Below are 21382 nucleotides of genomic sequence, written 5' to 3'. Positions count from 1 at the left end.
TATATAGAAGATAGTTTACATTTTCCATCAGGACTTTCTTTAGGAGTCGCTCACCTCGAATGGAGGCACATCAATGGCACCAGATTATTTGGTCATCGTCGAGTCACCAGCGAAAGCAAAGACGATTGAGAAATATTTAGGCAAGAAATACAAAGTAAAGGCATCTGTCGGACACATCAGGGATCTCCCGCGAAGCCAGACCGGCATCGATGTCGAAAACAACTATGAACCGAAATACATTACAATCCGCGGCAAAGGGCCGGTTTTGCAGGAACTGAAGAGTGCAGCAAAAAAAGCCAAGAAAATCTTCCTCGCATCTGACCCCGACCGGGAAGGGGAAGCGATCGCCTGGCACCTCGCTCACTCCCTCGGCATCGATGAAAACTCCGAATGCCGTGTAGTGTTCAATGAAATCACCAAGGATGCCGTCAAAGAGGCGTTCAAACACCCGCGCCCGATCGACCGAGACCGAGTCGATGCCCAGCAGGCAAGGCGCATCCTCGACCGGCTGGTCGGCTACAACATCAGTCCTATTCTTTGGAAGAAAGTAAAGAAGGGACTATCTGCCGGACGCGTCCAATCCGTTGCACTCCGCATGATCATTGACCGGGAAAACGAAATCCGGAATTTCAAGCCGGAAGAGTACTGGTCGATCACCGGATTGTTCGGAAAAGGGAAAAAGGAATTCACGGCCGCATTTCACGGTGACGGCAAGAAAAAGATCAAGCTTCCAGATCGAGGGTCGGTCGATGCGATTCTTGCCAAGCTGGACGGCAGTGACTTCGAAGTCGCCGAACTGGAGAAAAAAGAGCGCAAGCGCAATCCTGCGCCTCCGTTCACGACTTCCTCCCTCCAGCAGGAAGCTGCCCGCAAGCTGAACTTCCGGGCGCGCAAAACGATGATGATCGCCCAGAATCTCTACGAAGGGATCAATGTCGGCAAGGAAGGCAGCGTCGGCCTCATCACGTACATGCGTACCGACTCAACTCGGGTATCGGACACCGCAAAAAAGGAAGCGGAAGATTTTATCCTTGCAGATTATGGTCAGGAATACTTGGCTCCGGGAGAGCGTGCTTCCAAACAGAAAAATGCCCAGGATGCACATGAAGCGATCCGCCCGACATCTGTGCTCCGGACACCTGCCTCGCTAAAAGCGATCCTTACAAATGATCAGATGAAGCTCTACAAGCTTATCTGGGAGCGATTCATAGCGAGCAGGATGGCTCCGGCCGTCCTGGATACCGTGACGGCTGATCTCCGCCAAGGGGATGTCGTGTTCCGTGCCACCGGATCCCAAGTGAAATTCCAGGGGTTCATGAAAGTATACGTTGAGGGCGAGGATGACAAGGAAGATGTAAAGCAGAAGATGCTTCCTCCGCTTGAGAAAGGCGATATCGTCAAGAGCCTTAAAATCGACCCGAAGCAGCACTTTACACAACCGCCTCCGCGCTATTCGGAAGCGCGTCTTGTGAAGACGATGGAAGAGCTGGGAATCGGCAGGCCGTCGACGTACGCGCCGACGCTGGATACGATCCAGAAACGGGGCTATGTGTCACTGGACGCCAAGCGATTCGTTCCAACGGAGCTAGGGGAGATTGTTCATTCCCTCGTCAGTGAATTCTTCCCGGAAATCATTGACGTCGAGTTCACCGCAGAGATGGAGAAGGACCTCGACAGCGTCGAAGACGGGAAAAACGAGTGGGTCCAGGTCATCGACTCGTTCTACAAAGATTTCGAGAAGCGGCTGAGAGTAGCTGAGCAGGAGATGGAGAAAGTCGTCATCAAGGATGAGCCGGCCGGCGAGGACTGCGAAAAATGCGGATCCCCGATGGTCATCAAAATGGGCCGCTACGGAAAATTCATGGCCTGCTCCAACTTCCCTGACTGCCGCAATACGAAGCCGATCCTGAAGAAGATCGATGTGACCTGCCCGAAATGTAAAAAGGGCGAAGTCGTCGAGCGCAAAAGCAAGACGAAGCGGATCTTCTACAGCTGCGACCAGTATCCGGAATGCGATTTCATCTCATGGGACAAGCCGGTTTCCCGGCCATGTCCGAAATGCAGCAGCCTCCTGGTCGAGAAAAAGCTCAAGAAGGGCAAGCAGATCCAATGTGTGGAATGCGATTATAAAGAACAACCGCAACAGTAAAAGGAGACACGATTCAACATGACACCAGTCGTCAACGTAATCGGAGCGGGGCTTGCAGGCAGCGAGGCTGCCTGGCAGATCGCCAGCCGCGGCGTCAGGGTGCGTCTGCACGAAATGCGCCCCGTAAGGCAGACTCCGGCGCACCATACCGGCCAGTTTGCTGAACTTGTCTGCACCAACTCGCTCCGCGCCAACAATCTCACCAATGCTGTGGGAGTCCTCAAGGAAGAGATGCGGATCTTCGACTCCGTCATCATGCAGGCCGCGGATTCAAGCGCTGTTCCTGCAGGAGGAGCCCTTGCGGTCGACCGCCACGATTTTGCGGGGCGCGTTACGGAAACCGTCAAAAATCACCCTCTCGTGGAAGTTGTAAACGGCGAAGTGACAGAGATTCCGGAGGGCATCACGGTCATCGCGACCGGTCCGCTCACTTCTTCCTCCCTTGCCGAACAGATCAGCAGCCTGACTGGCGAATATGATCTGTACTTCTACGACGCGGCAGCGCCGATCATCGAGAAGGATTCCATAGACATGGACAAGGTTTACCTGAAGTCACGTTATGACAAGGGAGAAGCCGCCTATCTGAACTGTCCGATGACTGAAGAGGAATACTACCGCTTCTACGAGGCGCTCATCTCGGCCGAGACAGTCGCCCTCAGGGACTTCGAAGAAGAAAAGTATTTTGAAGGCTGCATGCCGGTCGAAGAAATGGCGCGGCGTGGCCGGGATACACTCCGGTTCGGCCCGATGAAACCGGTTGGCCTGGAGGATCCGAAAACAGGGAAGACCCCTTACGCAGTCGTCCAGCTCCGTCAGGACAACGCTGCCGCTACGCTCTATAACATTGTGGGCTTCCAGAATCACATGAAGTGGGGACCCCAGAAAGAAGTTCTCCGGCTCATTCCTGGACTTGAGAATGCGGAGATTGTCCGTTATGGTGTCATTCACAGGAACATGTTCATCAACTCCCCGCGTGTGCTGGAGCGCACATACCAGCTGAAGGCCAAAAAGGACCTGTTCTTCGCCGGCCAGATGACCGGGGTCGAAGGCTATGTGGAATCTGCAGGCAGCGGACTTATTGCAGGTGTCAATGCCGCTCGTCTCGCGCTCGGTGAAGACCCGGTCGTCTTCCCGGCGGAAACGGCACTCGGAAGCATGGCACGCTATATCAGCGAAGCAGATCCGGCCAACTTCCAGCCGATGAACGTCAACTTCGGTCTTTTCCCTTCTCTCGGAGAGAAGGTCAGGAAAAAAGCGGAGCGCGCGGAGAAGCAGTCCGGGCGTGCGCTGGATACAATTCGAAATTTCAAGAATACAATTGCACATTGATTGAACAAAAGCCTCTAAAGCCTTATACTTTAGAGGCTTTTGTATATTTCCGGAGGTGACGGGATGAATGCCAGGCTAAAACAGGCTGCAGAGGAGTTCCGGTCCTATATCCGCCTCGAGCGGAACTTTTCTCCGCTGACCGTGGAGGGATACCGGAAAGATCTTGAAGAATTCTTCGCGTTTCTGGAATCCGAGGGAATCGGGTCCGAAGAGGATATCCGCTATCCGGAAGCCCGCCTCTACGTGACCCAGCTTTATGAGCGCGAACTGGAGCGGGCGACCATCTCAAGGAAGATCTCTTCTCTGCGATCGTTTTTCAAGTTTGCCAACACCCGGTTCGATATCGATGACCAGGCATTCCGATCACTGTATCATCCGAAGAAGGAAGAAAAGCTGCCCCAATTCTTCTATGAAGAAGAGATGGAGCAGCTTTTCGAGGCGAATGCAGGAATCTCTCCGAAAGAAATCCGTGACACCGCGCTTCTGGAGCTGCTCTATGCCACGGGAATGCGTGTTTCGGAACTGACGGGGCTTTCCGTCGGCGACGCTGACCGTGAACTGGATATTGTAAGGGTCATGGGGAAGGGGCGCCGTGAGCGGTATATCCCGTTTGGCCACTTTGCCGCCGATGCGCTCGGCAGGTATCTGGATGAGGCGCGTCCGGCGATCATGAAAGGGAACAAACATGACCGGCTGTTCGTCAATATGAGGGGTACTCCGCTCACCGACCGCGGAGTCCGGCATATCCTTGGGGAAATGGTCAAAAAGGCAGCACTCCACATATCGATCCATCCGCATATGCTCCGGCATACGTTTGCCACACACTTGCTCAATAACGGAGCGGACATGCGGTCCGTCCAGGAACTTCTCGGCCATGCCAGCCTGTCATCGACGCAGGTCTACACGCATGTGACGAAAGAACATCTGAGAAAGACGTATATGAACGCACATCCTAGAGCTTGAGGGGGAGAGGCAATGGAAATCCATGCAACCACGATTTTCGCAGTCCGGCATAACGGCAAGGCCGCAATGGCGGGTGACGGGCAGGTGACGCTCGGCAACCAGGTTGTCATGAAGCATACTGCGAAGAAGGTCCGTCGACTGTACGGCGGGAAAGTCGTCGCCGGTTTCGCGGGCACCGTCGCGGATGCCTTCACATTGTTTGAACTGTTTGAAGGCAAACTAGCCGAATATGACGGGAACCTGACCCGCGCAGCAGTCGAACTCGTGAAGGAATGGCGCAGCGATAAGATGCTCCAGAAGCTGGAGGCGATGCTGATCGTCATGGACAAAGATACGATGCTGCTCGTCTCCGGAACAGGAGAAGTGATTGAGCCCGATGACGGCATCCTTGCAATCGGATCCGGCGGCAACTATGCTTTGGCAGCCGGCCGTGCCCTTAAAAAACATGCTGCCGACGCTATGGATGCCGAACAGATCGCGCGTGCGGCACTTGAGACCGCAGCTGACATCTGCGTGTTCACGAACCACCAAATCATCCTGGAGGTGATCGGGGAATGAAGCTGGAGCAGATGACACCGAGACTCCTGACCGAACAGCTTGACCGGTACATCGTCGGCCAGAAAGAAGCCAAGCGGGCTGTTGCGGTGGCCATGCGAAACCGATACCGCCGCAGCCTTCTGCCGGAAGAAGAGCGCAATGAGATCATTCCGAAAAATATTCTCATGATCGGTCCGACCGGTGTCGGCAAGACAGAGATTGCACGCCGGATTGCCAAGCTTGCCGGTGCGCCCTTCCTCAAAGTGGAGGCGACCAAGTTTACAGAAGTCGGCTATGTCGGACGCGATGTCGAGTCGATGGTACGTGACCTTGTGGAAGCGTCATTCCGCCTTGTCCGCATTGAGCGGATGGAAGAGGTGGCGGATCGCGCCGAAAAGCTGGCCGAAGAACGTCTTGTGAAGCTGCTCGTCCCGTCCCTGAAAAAAGAGAAATCCGGGCAGAATCCGCTGGAGATGCTGCTCGGACAGATGCAGGACCGCTCTGAAGAAGAGGAAGAGGACGCGTCGATCCGTATGAAGCGTTCCGAAATCCGCGCCGAGCTGAAGGCGGGCCGCCTTGAGGACAAAAAAGTGATGGTAGAAGTGACCGAGAATATGCCGTCGCTGTTTGACGGCATGCAAGGTTCGGGTATGGAGCAAATGGGAATGAATATGCAAGATGCACTTTCGAACCTGATGCCGAAAAAGAAGAAGAAGCGGGAGATGCGTGTGAAGGATGCCCGCAGAGTACTTGCCATGGAAGAAGCCGATAAGCTTGTTGACCGTGATGAAATCGCTCAGGTGGCAATCGAACGTGCGGAGCAGCAGGGAATCATCTTCATCGATGAAATTGACAAGATCGCCTCGAAACAGGGGAACTCCTCTTCAGCCGATGTATCGCGGGAAGGCGTTCAGCGGGATATCCTTCCTATTGTGGAGGGTACGACTGTCACGACGAAGTACGGTCCTGTCCGCACGGACTTCATGCTGTTCATCGCCGCGGGGGCTTTCCACGTTTCCAAGCCGTCGGACATCATACCTGAGCTGCAGGGACGTTTCCCGATCCGGGTCGAACTGGATAAACTCACTAGAGAGGATTTTGTCCGCATTCTCAAAGAACCGGACAATTCCCTTCTCCATCAGTACCGGCTGCTCCTTTCCACTGAAGGCGTGGAGATCGACTTTACCGATGAAGCAATCGGGCGTATCGCGGAGATTGCGGCGGAAGTCAATGCGGAAACCGATAACATCGGAGCACGCAGGCTCCACACGGTTTTGGAGAAGCTTCTTGAAGACCTGAGTTTCGAAGCATCCGACATTTCACCTGCGTCCATCCGCATCACGCCGGAATATGTCGATGAAAAGCTCAAAAAGATTGCTACGAACAAAGATTTGTCACAATTTATACTGTAAGTAAACCTTATCGTTTCCCAAAACGATTACAAACCTTTAGAATATTCTTGAATCCATATATCCAAGTAGGAGGAATTGTGTTATGTCACTATTACAAAACACGCGGGAGATCAACTCTATGCTCCAGGCGTCTGCCGGCAAGCCGGTTAACTTCAAGGAAATGTCCGAAACCCTGTCCAAGGTGATCGGTGCTAACGTCTTCATCGTCAGCCGTAAAGGCAAACTGCTCGGCACGGCTGTTCACCAGGAGATCCAGAACGAGCGGATCCAGAACATGCTTGAGGAGCGCCGTTTTCCGGAAGACTACACGAAAAATCTTTTCAATGTGACGGAAACATCGCCCAACCTCGATATCAACGATGAGCACACGGTCTTCCCGGTCGAAAACAAAGACCTGTTCGAAGAAGGCCTGACAACAATCGTTCCGATCATCGGCGGCGGTGAGCGCCTTGGCACACTTATTCTCGGACGGGTCAAAGACAAGTTCACCGATGAAGACCTCGTGCTTGCCGAGTATGGCGCAACGGTTGTCGGGATGGAGATCCTCCGTGAAAAAGCGGAAGAGATCGAAACTGAAGCCCGCAGCAAAGCGGTTGTCCAAATGGCAATCAATTCCCTTTCCTACAGCGAGCTTGAAGCGATCGAGCACATTTTCGAAGAACTCGACGGCACCGAAGGCCTTCTCGTCGCTTCGAAGATCGCGGACCGGGTCGGCATCACCCGTTCTGTCATCGTCAACGCACTCCGCAAGCTGGAGAGCGCGGGCGTCATCGAGTCCCGTTCCCTCGGCATGAAGGGTACGTACATCAAAGTGCTGAACGACAAATTCCTTGTCCAGCTCAACGAACTCAAATCCAAATAATCCGCCTGGCATATTAAATGGCCGGACTGAAAAGAACCGGGAGCCTGACTTCCGGTTCTTTATTTATAATGTTGTTGCTTTCCGTCACGGGCGGACGCTTTCCCCGGGGAAGGCTACGAGCCGATGCCAATACGAAGATTGGCGTCTGCGTCCAAAAGCGAAGCGATGGCTGCCAAGTGCTCGTAGGGGAAATCCCCTTCTCAATGTTATAAATGCTATATAAAATGAACTGTTGAATCGACCGGAGAAATTTTATAAGGCGATTGCTTGGAGCGGAAGCACGAGACTCCTGCGGGAGTAGCATGAGCCGAAGACCCCGCAGGAGTGCAGCGACGAGGAGGCTAAGGCCATGCCCGCGGAAAGCGAGTGTTGGAACGGAAAGCAACCGTCCTTTATTCATAGGGAGCTTTCTTTAGTTGATTTTATATATCATAACTAATTTGAAGCAATTCCAACGTCTACCCGCAGACTAAACCTGAAGAGAGTTTTGTGTTGCATATCGGATAAACACGTGGTATAGTGACCAATGGTGCGATTACACACGTATCCTGACGGAAGGGCTGGTGCCTACTGGCTGCCCGCCGGTTGATGGATGCGGAGGACCAAAAAACCAAATGGAGGTAACAAAAATGGCAGTTATCACAATGAAACAGCTTCTTGAAGCGGGTGTCCACTTCGGTCACCAAACACGCCGCTGGAACCCTAAGATGAAGAAATACATCTTCGTGGAGCGTAACGGCATCTACATCATCGACCTTCAAAAGACGGTCAAGAAACTCGAGGAAGCATACGACTTCATGCGCCAGACTGGTGCAGAAGGCGGCAAAGTGCTCTTCGTCGGAACTAAAAAACAGGCACAGGATGCAATCCGTGAAGAAGCGGAACGCGCTGGCCAATACTACATCAACCAACGCTGGCTCGGCGGCCTTCTGACGAACTTCGGTACGATCCAGAAGCGCGTTGACCGCATGAAAGCAATCGAGCGCATGGAAGAAGAAGGCACTTTCGAAGTCCTTCCTAAGAAAGAAGTCATCCAGCTCAAGAAAGAACACGAACGCCTCGTCAAGTTCCTCGGCGGAATCCGTGACATGAACGGTCTTCCTGACGTTATGTACGTCGTTGACCCACGCAAAGAACGCATTGCGGTTGCAGAAGCTCAAAAGCTGAACATCCCGATTGTCGGCATCGTCGACACGAACTGCGATCCGGACGAAATCGATTACGTCATCCCTGCAAACGATGACGCAATCCGCGCGGTACGCCTGCTGACAAGCAAAATGGCGGATGCACTCGTCGAATCGAAACAAGGCGAAGAAGAAACGGAAGTCGAAGCTCAAGGCGAAGAAGTCGCAGCAGAGTAAGACTGTATGTTCAGGCGATAAGCGGCTTTCAGTCCTTATCGCCTTTTCTAAACAAATTGAATCGACCGGGAGGAATGACAAATGGCAGCAGTAACAGCACAAATGGTAAAAGAACTTCGTGAGAAAACAGGCGCAGGTATGATGGACTGCAAAAAAGCTCTCACTCAAACTGACGGCGACATGGATGCAGCAGTCGACTTCCTTCGTGAAAAAGGTCTTGCAAGCGCAGCGAAGAAAGCGGACCGCATCGCAGCTGAAGGTACAGTATCCGTTGAAACAGACGGAAACAAAGCAGTCATCTTCGAAGTTAACGCTGAAACAGACTTCGTTGCAAAGAATGAAGCGTTCCAGAATCTCGTTTCCGAGCTTGGCGCCCACCTTCTGAAAAACGAGCCTGCTTCCATCGAAGAAGCGCTTGCATCTGAAATGGGCAATGGTCTTAAAGTTGAAGACCACATCTCCAACGCAGTTGCGAAGATCGGTGAGAAAATCACGCTCCGACGCTTCGAAATCATTGAAAAGACGGACAACGACACATTCGGCGCGTACCTCCACATGGGCGGCCGCATCGGTGTTCTTCTTCTGATCGAAGGCACAACAGACGCAGACGCTGCAAAAGATGTAGCGATGCACGTTGCTGCCATCAATCCGAAATACGTTTCCCGTGACGAAGTTCCTGCAGAGGAAGTCGAGCGCGAGCGCAAAGTTCTTACTGAACAGGCACTCAACGAAGGCAAGCCTGAAAACATCGTGGCTAAGATGGTTGAAGGCCGCCTCGGCAAGTACTTCGAAGACGTTGTTATTCTTGACCAGCCATTCGTCAAGGACTCGGACCAGAAAGTCCGTGACTTTGTGAAGTCGACAGGCGGCACGCTGAAGTCGTTCGTCCGCTTTGCGGTAGGCGAAGGCATTGAAAAGCGTGAAGATAATTTTGCCGACGAAGTCATGAACCAGGTTAAAGGCAACTGATCCAATACCATATTTGGGAGGGGAACACGAACCAGGTGTTCCCTCTTTTTCGATAAAAAACAGAGATGATGGAGGAGACCTCATGAGCGTACCGAAATATAAAAGAGTCGTCCTGAAGTTAAGCGGGGAGGCACTGGCCGGTGAGCAGGGCTTCGGGCTCTCGCCGGCAATCATCAAATCTGTCGCCGAACAGGTGAAGGATGTTGTCGACCTCGGCGTAGAAGTGGCTGTAGTCGTCGGCGGGGGAAACATCTGGCGCGGCAAAGTCGGAAGCGAAATGGGTATGGACCGGGCTACTGCCGACTATATGGGGATGCTCGCCACAGTCATGAACTCGCTGGCGATGCAGGATGCCCTGGAAAAACTGGGCATCGAGACGAGGGTGGCCACGTCCATCGAAATGCGGCAGGTTGCTGAACCGTACATAAGAAGACGGGCGATCCGCCATCTGGAGAAAAAGCGTGTCGTCATCTTTGCAGCAGGCACGGGCAACCCGTATTTTTCGACCGACACGACGGCTGCTCTGCGCGCAGCGGAAATCGAGGCGGATGTCATCCTCATGGCCAAGAACAACGTCGATGGCGTCTACAACGATGATCCGAAAACCAATGCCAACGCGGTGAAGTATGAGAAGCTCACTTATCTGGATGTCATCAAGGACGGCCTTCAGGTGATGGATTCGACGGCTTCCTCGCTCTGCATGGATAACGACATCCCGCTCATTGTATTCTCGATCATGGAACAGGGGAACATCAAAAAAGCCGTCCTCGGTGAAGATATCGGAACGATTGTCAGGAGGAATGCATAATGGTGAACAATCTGATTGAAGAAACAAAAGACCGCATGGTAAAGTCGCTCCAGTCACTTCGGCGCGAACTGGCCTCGATTCGTGCAGGCCGTGCAAACGCGTCGCTTCTGGACCGGATATCCGTCGATTATTATGGTGCGCCGACTCCGGTAAACCAATTGGCCGGAATTTCCGTTCCTGAAGCACGACTTCTCGTCATCCAGCCGTATGACAAATCGGTTATCGGCGATATTGAAAAGGCGATTCTTAAGTCAGACCTTGGAATTACGCCGGCAAACGACGGCAACGTGATCCGGATTGCCGTCCCGGCACTGACCGAGGAGCGACGCAAAGAGCTGGTCAAGGTCGTCAAAAAAGAAGCGGAAGAAGGCAAGGTCTCCATCCGAAATATCCGCCGAGATGCCAACGACTCCCTCAAAAAGTTGGAGAAGAGCGGTGACATCACTGAAGACGACCATCGCGGATACAGCGACGACATCCAAAAGATGACGGACGATCATATTCGCCAGATCGATGAGATCGCAAAAGAAAAAGAAGATGAAATCATGGAGGTATAACGAAAGAACCAAAACCTCCGAAGGGCGTCCTAAACTCAAAGGACGCCTTTTTTACTTACAGAAAAACTGCTATGATAGTAAAAGCATGGATTCCGAATTGCTGTTGAGTGGAGGAAATCTGATTATGTTGGATAAATTGATCCGCAAGAAGGGCGGCGAACCCAAGACGGATAACGCGGACCGGCAGCTGCTGGACGAAACCGCCATTCCGGGGCATGTCGCCATCATCATGGACGGAAACGGCCGGTGGGCAAAAAAGAGGTCGCTTCCGAGAATTGCGGGACATCACGAAGGGATGAAGACCGTCCGCAAGATCACCAGGGAAGCGGATCGTCTGGGCATTAAAGTGCTCACCCTATATGCCTTCTCCACGGAGAACTGGAAACGTCCGAAGCCCGAAGTGGAATTTTTGATGAGGCTTCCGGAAGAGTTTCTTGGAACATATCTGCCGGAGCTTGTTGAACGGAATGTCCGTGTGCGGATGATCGGGGATCACGAACATCTTCCTCCGCATACCCGGCGTGCAATCACAAGGGCAATGGATGAGACTGCTGGAAACGATGGGCTGATCCTGAACTTTGCGATGAACTATGGCAGCCGTGCCGAAATTACTGAAGCCGTCCGCACTATTGCCAAAGCAGTGGCAGAAAATCGGGTGAAAGCGGAAGACATCGATGAGTCGATGATCACCGATGCGCTGATGACTGCCGAACTGCCGGAGCCGGACCTTCTGATCCGCACGAGCGGTGAAGTCCGGCTCAGCAATTTTATGCTCTGGCAGCTTGCTTATACTGAGTTCTGGTTTACCGATACGCTCTGGCCGGACTTCAATGAAGACAGGCTGCAGGAGGCGATCGGCGTTTACCAGGCAAGGAGCCGCCGTTATGGCGGCGTTGACAAGGAGGACACGGATTGAAGACCCGAATCATTACGGGCGTGGTGGCCGCCCTTCTCTTTATCCCGCTCGTCATCATCGGAGGGCTGCCATTCACGCTGGCGGTCTTCCTGCTTGCAGCGGTCGGGATGTATGAACTGCTCCGGATGAAGAAGATTTCCATTTTCTCGATCCCCGGACTGCTCGCTTTGCTCGCCCTGTTCACCTTTTTGCTGAAGCCGGAATGGGCAGCGACAATCACAGATTATACAGGCTATACAAAAATTGAAGTCGTCTACATGACGGTTCTTTTGCTGCTGATCTACACCGTCGTCGTGAAAAACCGGTTCACGTTTGAGCATGCCGCCTTTACTGTGCTGGCGATGCTCTACCTTGGAATCGGCTTCTATTATCTGATCGTCACGCGTGACGCTGGAATCGAATACATCATTTATGCACTCATCGTCGTTTGGCTGACGGATACAGGTGCTTATTTCACTGGTCGCAGCTTCGGAAAACGTAAGCTCTGGCCCGAAATTTCACCGAACAAGACAGTTGAAGGGTTTGTCGGCGGAATCGTGGTTGCGGTGATCGCGGCCTGCCTGTTCCAGTTGTTCATGCCGGTAACAGGCTCTTACCTCATTCTCATCGCAGTGACGGTTGTCGCTTCGGTGACCGGGCAAATTGGAGACCTCGTGGAATCGGCCCTAAAGCGGCATTACGGCGTGAAAGATTCCGGTAATATCCTGCCGGGCCACGGAGGAATTCTCGACCGGTTTGACAGTTTGCTTTTTGTGCTGCCGGTGCTGAATCTCCTTCACTTTGTCGGATGAACGGAAAGGAAGTAGCATATCATGGTTAAGAAAATCAGTTTATTGGGCGCCACCGGTTCCATCGGGACACAGACTGTCGACATCGTCCTGGCGGATCCGGGGCGCTTTGAAATCACTGCGCTTTCGGCAGGCAGAAACCTTAGCAAACTCCGGGAAATCCTCGGTCTGGTGAAACCGGAGTTCGTTTCCGTCGCAGATAGTGGGGATGCCGAAACGCTCAGGGCGGAATTTCCCGGCATCCTGTTCGGCTCCGGCAGGGAAGGCCTGCTCGAAGCGGCTGCAGGCACGGAGGCGGACATCGTTGTCGGCGCCGTGATCGGCAGTATCGGGCTTGAGCCGACGCTTGAAGCCATCCGCAGCGGGCGGGATATCGCCATTGCGAACAAGGAGACACTGGTTGCTGCCGGTTCGATCGTGACAGCGGAAGCGGACAAGCATGGTGTCCGCCTGCTTCCTGTCGACAGTGAACATTCAGCTTTGTTCCAGGCGCTGAACGGTGAGGATCCGAAGCGGGTGGATCGTCTGATCCTGACAGCTTCAGGGGGCAGCTTCCGGGACAAAACACGGGCTGAACTTGAAGGCGTTACCGTAGAGGAAGCACTTGCCCATCCCAACTGGTCCATGGGGAGCAAGCTGACGATCGATTCCGCCACGATGATGAACAAAGGGCTTGAAGTGATCGAAGCGCATCATCTGTTCGGAATGCCGTATGACCGGATCGATGTGCTGCTCCACAGGGAAAGCATCATCCACTCCATGGTCGAGTTCGAGGATACAAGCGTAATCGCACAGCTTGGCTCGCCGGATATGAGGGTGCCGATCCAATACGCGCTTACTTATCCGGACAGGCTTCCGAGGAAGGGAACGGAAAGGCTGGATCTGGCGAAAATCGGTTTGCTTCATTTTGAGGAAGTTGACCTGAACCGCTTCCCGGCACTCCGGATCGCCTTCGACTCGGGCAGGGCAGGAGGGACGGCTACCACTGTCATGAATGCGGCAAACGAAGTCGCGGTCGCCCTATTCATGGAAGGCCGAATTACTTTCACCGAAATTGAGCCCCTCGTTGAACGGGCGCTTGAACGGCATGACCTCATCTCGGAACCAGATCTGGAGACCGTGCTCGCAGTAGACACGGAGACAAGAAAAGCCGTCCTCGATATGGTAAAATAGGACGATATGAATTCCGGCGGATAGCCGGTTGAAGGTGGGTGCACATGCAGACAATCCTTGCATTTATCGTCGTTTTCGGTTCTCTCGTATTTTTCCATGAGCTGGGCCACTTCCTGCTCGCCAAACGGGCAGGCATCATGGTCAGGGAGTTTGCCATCGGCTTCGGGCCGAAACTGATCGGCATCAATAAAGGTGAAACACTATACACAGTCCGGCTGCTTCCGCTTGGAGGATATGTCCGGATGGCAGGGGAGGACTTCGACAAAGTCGAACTCCAGCCGGGTCACCGGATCGGGCTGCTGCTTGACAGGGAAGGCCGCGCAGAACGCATTGTCCTGAACCAGAATGACAGGACACCGGACATGCTATATATGGAAGTCGAAAAGGCTGATCTGGAAAAAGAGCTGTACATTGATGGATACGATGAGGAAGAGCAGAGGGTCCGATACCCGGTATCTCGAAAAGCGATCATCTCGGAGAAGGGGGCGGAAACACTAATTGCTCCCTACGACCGGCAGTTTGAGTCCAAGTCGCTCGGTGCACGATCCGCTACCATCCTCGCTGGTCCGCTTTTCAACTTCATCCTGGCATTTTTCATTTTTGTCATTCTCGGACTGATCCAGGGAATTCCACAGGACGATCCCATAATTGCAGATGTGACGGATGACGGTCCGGCCATCGCTGCGGGCATCGAAAAAGGGGACCGGATCGTTTCCGTGGACGGGCGCGAGGTCGGATCCTGGAATGCCTTCTCGGCTATTATTCAGGACAGTCCCGGTGATGAGCTGACGATTGGTGTGGAACGTGCGGGGACCGTGGAGGAAGTCTCGGTCACTCCGGCATCCATCGATGTCGAAGGCCAGACAATAGGCCAGATCGGGGTTCTCTATGAACCGCAGTATGAAAAGAACACATTGGGTACCATCTCCTACGGGGCCGAACAAACATGGTTCTGGTTTAAGCGTATTTTCCAGCTGCTCGGCATGCTGGTGACCGGCCAGTTCACGATTGAGGCGCTTTCAGGACCGGTCGGCATCTACCAGGCAACCGGTGCAGTTGCACAGGCCGGGATCTTCAATCTCATGAACTGGGCGGCTGTGCTGTCGATCAACCTTGGCATCATGAATTTGCTGCCGCTTCCGGCTCTTGATGGGGGCAGGCTTCTGTTCTTCGGTTTTGAAGCGCTGAGGGGACGACCGATCGACAAACAGAAAGAAGGCATGGTCCATTTTGTCGGCATCATGCTGCTGATGGTCCTGATGATCGTCGTCACCTGGAACGATATCCAGCGATTTTTCTTCTGATCCACAATATTGACTATCCGGGGTGCTATACCAATGAGACAAAGCAGAACATTCATTCCAACATTGCGCGAGACGCCATCCGATGCGGACCTCAGGTCCCATCAGCTTCTGTTGCGCGCGGGTTATATCCGGCAAAACACAAGCGGCGTTTATTCATACTTGCCACTTGCCAAGAAAATGCTGACTAAGATCGAAACGGTTGTCAGGGAGGAAATGGACGCAATCGGCGGTTCGGAAGTGCTGATGCCTTCCCTCCAGCAGGCTGAGCTGTGGCAGGAAACAGGCCGCTGGTTCACCTATGGTCCTGAGCTCATGAGGCTCCATGACCGCCATGGCCGAGAGTTCGCACTTGGTCCGACGCACGAAGAGGTTATCACCTCGCTTTTGCGCGACGAAGTGAAATCTTATAAAAAACTGCCGCTCACCCTTTATCAGATCCAGACTAAATTCCGTGATGAAAAGCGTCCCCGTTTCGGACTTCTCCGGGGCAGGGAGTTTATCATGAAAGATGCTTATTCTTTCCATGATTCCAAGGAAAGCCTGGATGAGACCTACGAAGACATGAAACAGGCATATACAAATATCTTTACACGGCTCGGCCTGAACTTCCGTGCCGTCATAGCCGATTCAGGGGCAATCGGCGGAAAAGACACGCACGAGTTCATGGTGCTGTCCGAAGTCGGTGAAGATACGATCGCCTACAGCGACTCCTCCGATTTTGCGGCTAATATCGAAATGGCGGAAGTGAACGTTGCCTATCCGGAACCGGAAGGCGAAGAACTGGCTGCCGAGAAAGTTGAAACACCTGATGTCCGCACGATCGAAGAGGTTTCCGGATTCCTTGGTGTCCGTCCTGAAGACTGCATCAAGACTCTGGTCTTCATTGTTGATGACGAGCCGGTAGTCGTTCTATCCCGTGGGGATCACGAAATCAATGACATCAAGGTCAAGCATGCCTTGGATGCCACAATCGTCGAGATGGCGACACCTGAACAGGTGAAGGAGGCGACCGGCACTGAAATCGGCTCACTGGGTCCGGTCAAGCTGCCGACCGGCCTGAAAGTCATCGCCGACCATGCGGTGCGATTCATGCGCAACACGGTTACCGGAGCGAATGAAGACGGGCATCATTTCCGGAACGTCAACCCTGAACGTGACTTCTCTGTGGATTCATATGAAGATCTCCGTTTCATCATGGAGGGTGACCCGTCACCGGACGGCAACGGTACAATCCGGTTTGCCAAAGGCATCGAAGTCGGGCACATCTTCAAGCTGGGGACGACTTATTCCGAACCGATGGAAGGCACCTTCCTCGACAACAACGGCCGCCAGCAGCCGTACATTATGGGCTGCTATGGCATCGGCGTCTCACGCCTGCTGTCAGCAATGGCTGAACAGTTCAACGATGAAGACGGGCTGAAGTGGCCGAAGGACCTTGCACCGGCGGATATCCATCTGATCCCGGTGAATATGAAAGACGATGACCAGCGGGAGCTTGCCGAAGAAATGTACGGCCTGCTGTCTTCGTACCGCTACAATGTATTGTTTGATGACCGCGCAGAACGCCCGGGCGTCAAATTCGCAGATGCAGATCTGATCGGGCTCCCGATCCGGCTGACTGTCGGCAAAAAAGCCTCCGAAGGCATTGTGGAAGTGAAGTTCCGCGCTACTGGTGAAACAGCGGAATGGAAAAAAGAAGAGCTCACGGACAAGCTCCGTTCGTTCTTCGGCTGATGAACAAGACGGAACCGGAAGAACGGGAAGGCCCAGATTGGGCCCTTCCCTTCTTTTTTCGGTTCCGGCGGGAAAGGAGGACCACCCAGTGGAACAAAACCCGAAAATGAGATTTAATATTCTGCTTCAGCATATCGGCATGACCGAAGATGCAGTGGTGCGCCATTTTGAAGGCGCCTCACTGGAGCGTCTTGATGTCCATACGAAATCACGTGTTTGGAAATTTCGCGTGACCGTGCCGGCAATCCTTCCTGCAGCGGTCTTCAAGGAGTTCAGAAAGCGGATCGATGCCACTTTCTCCCCGATCGCAAGGATCCTGCTTGATATCCGGGTGGAGAACCCGCTATTCGATGAGCAAAGCGTGTGTGATTACTACGAACTTGCAGTCGGTGAGATTGCCGACATGTCCCCGCCCGTGCGAGAGCGTCTGGCATCACAGCTCCCGGTATGGAATGGCCAGACCCTCATGCTGAAATGCGGCAATGAACTCGAGCTGCAGACGATGAAGGGCAAATACAGCAGCCTGCTGTCTGAGTCTTACGGTTCGTTCGGATTCACCGGGCTGTCAGTCGACTTTGTTCTGGGTGAAGAAGACGGCGGTGCGGAAGAAGCGCGGCGCGCATTTTTCGAGCAGCGCAAACTTGAAGAAGAAGCGCTCGCCAGCCGGGCACTGGAAGACATGAAAAAGCGTGAGAAAAACAAAAAGGAATCTGCAGGGCCGGAGGGACCGTTTTCAATTGGCCTGCCGATCAAGCCGGATGAGCCGATCACGGGCATCCGCCTGATTCAGGATGAAGAACGAAAGATCACGATCGAAGGCTTCGTCTTCGACGTGGAAGTGCGTGAACTCCGGAGCGGCCGCTCCCTTCTGACAGTGAAAGTGACCGACTACACAGATTCGATCCTTGTCAAAATGTTCTCCCGCGATAAGGAAGATGCGGAAATGATGACCGCACTCAAGAAGGGGGCATGGGTCCGTGCAAGGGGATCCATCCAGAACGACACCTTCATCCGCGATCTAGTCATGATGGCAAACGACATTATGGAAATTGCCCCAAGGGTGAAGAAGGATGAAGCTCCGGAAGAGCGGAAGCGCATCGAACTGCATGCACATTCCAACATGAGCCAGATGGATGCCGTGGTACCTGCCGGAGAACTTGTGGCCCAGGCTGCCAAATGGGGCCACCCCGCAATTGCAATCACTGACCATTCCAATGTCCAGGCTTTCCCGGATGCCTACTCGGCCGGGAAAAAGCACGGCATAAAAGTGATTTTCGGTCTTGAGGCGAACTTGGTCGATGACGGGATTCCAATCGCCTACGACGAGGTAGACCGGAACCTGGACGATGCGGAATTCATCGTTTTCGACGTGGAGACGACCGGCCTGTCTGCGGTCTACGATAAGATCATCGAACTCGCAGCGGTGAAGGTGAAGGGCGGGGAGGTCATCGATACATTCGAAAGCTTCTCCGACCCGGGTCATCCATTGTCCGCCACGACAATCGAGCTCACAGGCATCACCGATGACATGGTGAGAGGCGCTCCTGCCATCGAAGATGTGGCCCGCCGGTTCCGGGAATTTGCAGGTGACGGCATCCTTGTCGCCCACAATGCAACATTTGACATGGGCTTTCTCTACGAAGCCTACAAGCTCGCGGGTGTGGAGGAGCGCGAGCACCCTGTCATTGATACACTGGAGCTTGCCAGGCTGCTTCATCCGGAGCTTAAAAACCACAGGCTTAACACGCTCTGTAAAAAGTTCGGCATCGACCTCACCCAGCACCACCGGGCAATCTATGACTGTGAAGCCACCGGGCATCTGCTTGTCCATCTCCTTAAGGAAGCGGTACAGGAGTACGGCATCAAGCGCCATAACGAATTCAACCTCCATATTGGAGGCGGCGAATCATACAAGCGGGCCAGGCCGTCACACTGCACGATCCTGGTCAAAGACGCAGTCGGACTGAAAAACCTGTTCAAACTTGTTTCGTATTCGCATACCGAGACATTCTACCGGGTGCCGCGGATTCCGCGATCGGTTCTCCAGAGGCATCGGGAAGGACTGCTGATCGGCTCCGGCTGCGACAAAGGTGAAGTGTTTGAGGGGCTTATGCAGAAGCCGCTCGATGAAGTTGAGCAGATTGCCAAATTCTATGATTATCTGGAGGTCCACCCAAAACCGGTATACAAGCACCTGATTGAACTGGAGCTTGTGAGGGACGAGTGGAATCTGGAGGACATCATCCGAAAAATGATGAAGCTCGGCAAAAAAACCGGGATTCCGGTTGTTGCAACGGGCAATGTCCACTATATTGACGAACACCAGGCAGCCTATCGGAAGATCCTCGTCGGTTCCCAGGGCGGAGCGAATCCGCTCAACCGGCATAGCCTTCCGGACGTCCACTTCCGGACAACGGATGAAATGCTGAAGGAGTTCGAGTTCCTCGGCGAAGAAAAAGCCGAGCAGATCGTCATTGACAATCCCCAGAAAATCGCGGATCTGATCGGTGATGTCCAGGTCATCAGGGACGAGCTGTATACACCTGTGATCGACGGGGCGGATGATGAAGTCCGTAATCTGACCTACACGATGGCACATTCCATCTATGGTGAAGAATTGCCCGAAATCGTCACCGAACGGCTGGAGAAGGAACTTAAATCGATCATCGGACACGGGTTCGGCGTCATCTACCTGATTTCCCACAAGCTGGTCAAAAAATCACTGGATGACGGCTACCTTGTCGGCTCCCGGGGGTCTGTCGGCTCTTCGCTTGTGGCAACCATGATGGAGATCACCGAAGTGAATCCGCTGCCGCCGCATTATGTATGCCCGTCCTGTAAAAGGTCTGAGTTCATTACGGACGGCTCCATTGGCTCCGGCTTCGACCTTCCCGAAAAGAGTTGCTCGGATTGCGGTACAGCAATGACAAAGGACGGCCATGATATTCCGTTTGAAACATTCCTCGGCTTTAAGGGGGACAAAGTACCGGATATTGACTTGAACTTTAGCGGTGAATATCAGCCGCGGGCACACAATTATACAAAAGAGCTGTTTGGTGAAGACTATGTATACCGTGCCGGGACGATCGGGACGGTTGCGGAAAAGACAGCCTACGGCTATGTGCGCGGATACATGAATGACAACGACCTGACGATAAGGAATGCGGAAATCGATCGTCTGGTACAGGGGTGCAGCGGCGTCAAACGGAATACGGGCCAGCACCCCGGCGGCATTATCGTCGTCCCGGACACAATGGATATCTTTGACTTCAGTCCGGTCCAATTCCCGGCGGATGATCAGGATGCATCCTGGAAAACCACCCACTTCGACTTCCATTCGATCCACGACAATTTGCTGAAGCTGGACATCCTCGGTCACGATGATCCGACGGTCATCCGGATGCTGCAGGACTTGTCCGGGCTGGATCCGAAAAAAATCCCGGTCGATGATCCGGAAGTCATGAAGATCTTCAGCACCCCGGAATCACTCGGGGTCACAGAAGAGCAGATCGGGTGCAAAACCGGCACACTTGGCATTCCCGAGTTCGGCACCCGTTTCGTCCGCCAGATGCTTGAGGACACGAAGCCATCCACATTTTCTGAGCTCGTTCAGATTTCCGGACTTTCCCACGGGACAGACGTGTGGCTCGGCAATGCGCAGGAACTCATCCACAATAAGACCTGCGTCCTGTCAGAAGTGATCGGCTGCCGGGATGACATCATGGTCTACCTGATGCACAAGGGGCTTGAGCCTTCGCTCGCGTTCAAGATCATGGAGTTTGTCCGGAAAGGCCGTGGACTTACGCCGGAGTTTGAGGCAGAGATGAAAAAGCAGGGAGTGCCGGACTGGTACATCGACTCCTGCAAAAAGATCAAGTACATGTTCCCGAAGGCACACGCCGCCGCATATGTCCTGATGGCTGTCCGCATCGCCTGGTTCAAGGTGCATAAGCCGCTTCTGTACTACGCTGCATATTTCACGGTCCGCGCTTCCGACTTTGACCTGATCGCGATGAACAAGGGTTCTGCAACCATACGGGCCCGAATCGACGAGATAGAAGCAAAGGGCCTGGAAGCATCTCCAAAAGAGAAGAGCTTGCTGACCGTACTTGAACTGGCGCTTGAAATGTGCGAGCGCGGGTATAAGTTTGAAAAGGTGGATCTTTACCGGTCCAAGGCAACCGAGTTTGTCATAGACGGAGATTCCCTGATCCCGCCGTTTAACGCGGTGCCGGGATTAGGGAACAACGTCGCGCGTGCCATAGCCGAGGCACGGGAAGCGGGAGAATTCCTTTCAAAGGAAGACCTCCAGCAAAGAGGCCGCGTTTCACGTGCCATCATTGACTATCTGGATGAGCTCGGCTGCCTCGAAGGCATGCCCGAAGCCAACCAGCTCTCGCTATTCTGATTTGTTGCAACAGCCGTGCGGCTATGATAGACTGGATTCAACAAGTTCGGATAGTCGCGCACAGAAGAGTGGGATCCCCCGCTCTTTTCTGTTTGTCGGGGGAAATTCCCTG

General features: G+C 53.5%; 16 protein-coding genes. All 16 read left to right on the top strand.

The features are described from left to right. Positions 1-73: 73 nt before the first annotated feature. The 16 genes from topA to BMX91_RS00960 all read left to right on the top strand — a co-directional run bounded on the left by topA (position 74) and on the right by BMX91_RS00960 (position 21270). Positions 74-2149, top strand: coding sequence for a type I DNA topoisomerase (gene topA, locus BMX91_RS01040; RefSeq protein ID WP_092048966.1), 2076 nt, complete (start codon positions 74-76; stop codon positions 2147-2149). 18 nt (positions 2150-2167) lie between these two features. Next, on the top strand, positions 2168-3478 hold the full coding sequence (gene trmFO, locus BMX91_RS01035; protein WP_092048964.1) for an FADH(2)-oxidizing methylenetetrahydrofolate--tRNA-(uracil(54)-C(5))-methyltransferase TrmFO: 1311 nt from the start codon (positions 2168-2170) through the stop codon (positions 3476-3478). Between the two features lie 63 nt (positions 3479-3541). Then, entirely contained in the window at positions 3542-4441 is a 900-nt protein-coding gene (xerC, locus tag BMX91_RS01030; protein ID WP_092048962.1) for a tyrosine recombinase XerC, read from the top strand. Between the two features lie 12 nt (positions 4442-4453). After that, positions 4454-4999, top strand: coding sequence for an ATP-dependent protease subunit HslV (gene hslV / locus BMX91_RS01025; protein ID WP_092048960.1), 546 nt, complete (start codon positions 4454-4456; stop codon positions 4997-4999). Beyond that, a complete protein-coding gene (gene hslU / locus BMX91_RS01020; RefSeq protein ID WP_092048957.1) occupies positions 4996-6390 on the top strand; it encodes an ATP-dependent protease ATPase subunit HslU in 1395 nt (464 codons plus the stop codon). Before hslV ends, hslU begins: the two co-directional genes overlap by 4 nt. An 82-nt stretch (positions 6391-6472) precedes the next feature. Continuing rightward, complete coding sequence (gene codY, locus BMX91_RS01015) at positions 6473-7252, top strand: GTP-sensing pleiotropic transcriptional regulator CodY (protein ID WP_092048955.1); 780 nt, start codon at positions 6473-6475, stop codon at positions 7250-7252. 629 nt (positions 7253-7881) lie between these two features. After that, complete coding sequence (gene rpsB / locus BMX91_RS01005) at positions 7882-8613, top strand: 30S ribosomal protein S2 (protein WP_008297193.1); 732 nt, start codon at positions 7882-7884, stop codon at positions 8611-8613. A gap of 81 nt (positions 8614-8694) precedes the next feature. Beyond that, the gene (tsf, locus tag BMX91_RS01000; RefSeq protein WP_092048949.1) at positions 8695-9582 is read left to right on the top strand and encodes a translation elongation factor Ts; all 888 of its coding nucleotides are present in this window, start codon (positions 8695-8697) and stop codon (positions 9580-9582) included. 82 nt (positions 9583-9664) lie between these two features. Then, the gene (gene pyrH, locus BMX91_RS00995; protein WP_092048947.1) at positions 9665-10390 is read left to right on the top strand and encodes a UMP kinase; all 726 of its coding nucleotides are present in this window, start codon (positions 9665-9667) and stop codon (positions 10388-10390) included. Continuing rightward, a complete protein-coding gene (gene frr, locus BMX91_RS00990) occupies positions 10390-10947 on the top strand; it encodes a ribosome recycling factor (RefSeq protein WP_092048945.1) in 558 nt (185 codons plus the stop codon). The genes pyrH and frr overlap by 1 nt, the downstream gene beginning before the upstream one ends. 124 nt (positions 10948-11071) lie before the next feature. Next, on the top strand, positions 11072-11863 hold the full coding sequence (locus BMX91_RS00985) for an isoprenyl transferase (protein ID WP_092048943.1): 792 nt from the start codon (positions 11072-11074) through the stop codon (positions 11861-11863). Further along, positions 11860-12654: a phosphatidate cytidylyltransferase gene (locus BMX91_RS00980; protein ID WP_092048941.1), complete on the top strand. Its 795-nt coding sequence runs from the start codon at positions 11860-11862 to the stop codon at positions 12652-12654. Before BMX91_RS00985 ends, BMX91_RS00980 begins: the two co-directional genes overlap by 4 nt. Positions 12655-12675: 21 nt before the next feature. Beyond that, positions 12676-13824: a 1-deoxy-D-xylulose-5-phosphate reductoisomerase gene (locus BMX91_RS00975; RefSeq protein WP_092048938.1), complete on the top strand. Its 1149-nt coding sequence runs from the start codon at positions 12676-12678 to the stop codon at positions 13822-13824. 44 nt (positions 13825-13868) lie between these two features. After that, the gene (gene rseP, locus BMX91_RS00970; RefSeq protein ID WP_092048935.1) at positions 13869-15128 is read left to right on the top strand and encodes an RIP metalloprotease RseP; all 1260 of its coding nucleotides are present in this window, start codon (positions 13869-13871) and stop codon (positions 15126-15128) included. A 33-nt stretch (positions 15129-15161) separates the two neighbouring features. After that, positions 15162-16862: a proline--tRNA ligase gene (locus BMX91_RS00965; RefSeq protein ID WP_092048932.1), complete on the top strand. Its 1701-nt coding sequence runs from the start codon at positions 15162-15164 to the stop codon at positions 16860-16862. A 106-nt stretch (positions 16863-16968) separates the two neighbouring features. Further along, positions 16969-21270, top strand: coding sequence for a PolC-type DNA polymerase III (locus tag BMX91_RS00960; RefSeq protein ID WP_092050680.1), 4302 nt, complete (start codon positions 16969-16971; stop codon positions 21268-21270). The last annotated feature ends 112 nt before the right edge of the window (positions 21271-21382 follow it).

The sequence above is a fragment of the Bhargavaea ginsengi genome (assembly GCF_900109165.1).
Taxonomy (GTDB): domain Bacteria; phylum Bacillota; class Bacilli; order Bacillales_A; family Planococcaceae; genus Bhargavaea; species Bhargavaea ginsengi.
The sequence above is the reverse complement of the archived record's forward strand: the minus strand, read 5'-3'. Positions and strand labels throughout refer to the sequence as shown.

What these genes read in the sequence shown, in the direction of transcription:
- xerC (WP_092048962.1), top strand. Translation starts at nt 3,542, where the DNA reads ATGAATGCCAGGCTAAAACAGGCTGCAGAGGAGTTCCGGTCCTATATC.
- tsf (WP_092048949.1), top strand. Translation starts at nt 8,695, where the DNA reads ATGGCAGCAGTAACAGCACAAATGGTAAAAGAACTTCGTGAGAAAACA.
- codY (WP_092048955.1), top strand. Translation starts at nt 6,473, where the DNA reads ATGTCACTATTACAAAACACGCGGGAGATCAACTCTATGCTCCAGGCG.
- BMX91_RS00965 (WP_092048932.1), top strand. Translation starts at nt 15,162, where the DNA reads ATGAGACAAAGCAGAACATTCATTCCAACATTGCGCGAGACGCCATCC.
- hslU (WP_092048957.1), top strand. Translation starts at nt 4,996, where the DNA reads ATGAAGCTGGAGCAGATGACACCGAGACTCCTGACCGAACAGCTTGAC.
- rseP (WP_092048935.1), top strand. Translation starts at nt 13,869, where the DNA reads ATGCAGACAATCCTTGCATTTATCGTCGTTTTCGGTTCTCTCGTATTT.
- pyrH (WP_092048947.1), top strand. Translation starts at nt 9,665, where the DNA reads ATGAGCGTACCGAAATATAAAAGAGTCGTCCTGAAGTTAAGCGGGGAG.
- hslV (WP_092048960.1), top strand. Translation starts at nt 4,454, where the DNA reads ATGGAAATCCATGCAACCACGATTTTCGCAGTCCGGCATAACGGCAAG.
- BMX91_RS00975 (WP_092048938.1), top strand. Translation starts at nt 12,676, where the DNA reads ATGGTTAAGAAAATCAGTTTATTGGGCGCCACCGGTTCCATCGGGACA.
- trmFO (WP_092048964.1), top strand. Translation starts at nt 2,168, where the DNA reads ATGACACCAGTCGTCAACGTAATCGGAGCGGGGCTTGCAGGCAGCGAG.
- rpsB (WP_008297193.1), top strand. Translation starts at nt 7,882, where the DNA reads ATGGCAGTTATCACAATGAAACAGCTTCTTGAAGCGGGTGTCCACTTC.
- BMX91_RS00985 (WP_092048943.1), top strand. Translation starts at nt 11,072, where the DNA reads ATGTTGGATAAATTGATCCGCAAGAAGGGCGGCGAACCCAAGACGGAT.
- frr (WP_092048945.1), top strand. Translation starts at nt 10,390, where the DNA reads ATGGTGAACAATCTGATTGAAGAAACAAAAGACCGCATGGTAAAGTCG.
- BMX91_RS00960 (WP_092050680.1), top strand. Translation starts at nt 16,969, where the DNA reads ATGAGATTTAATATTCTGCTTCAGCATATCGGCATGACCGAAGATGCA.
- topA (WP_092048966.1), top strand. Translation starts at nt 74, where the DNA reads ATGGCACCAGATTATTTGGTCATCGTCGAGTCACCAGCGAAAGCAAAG.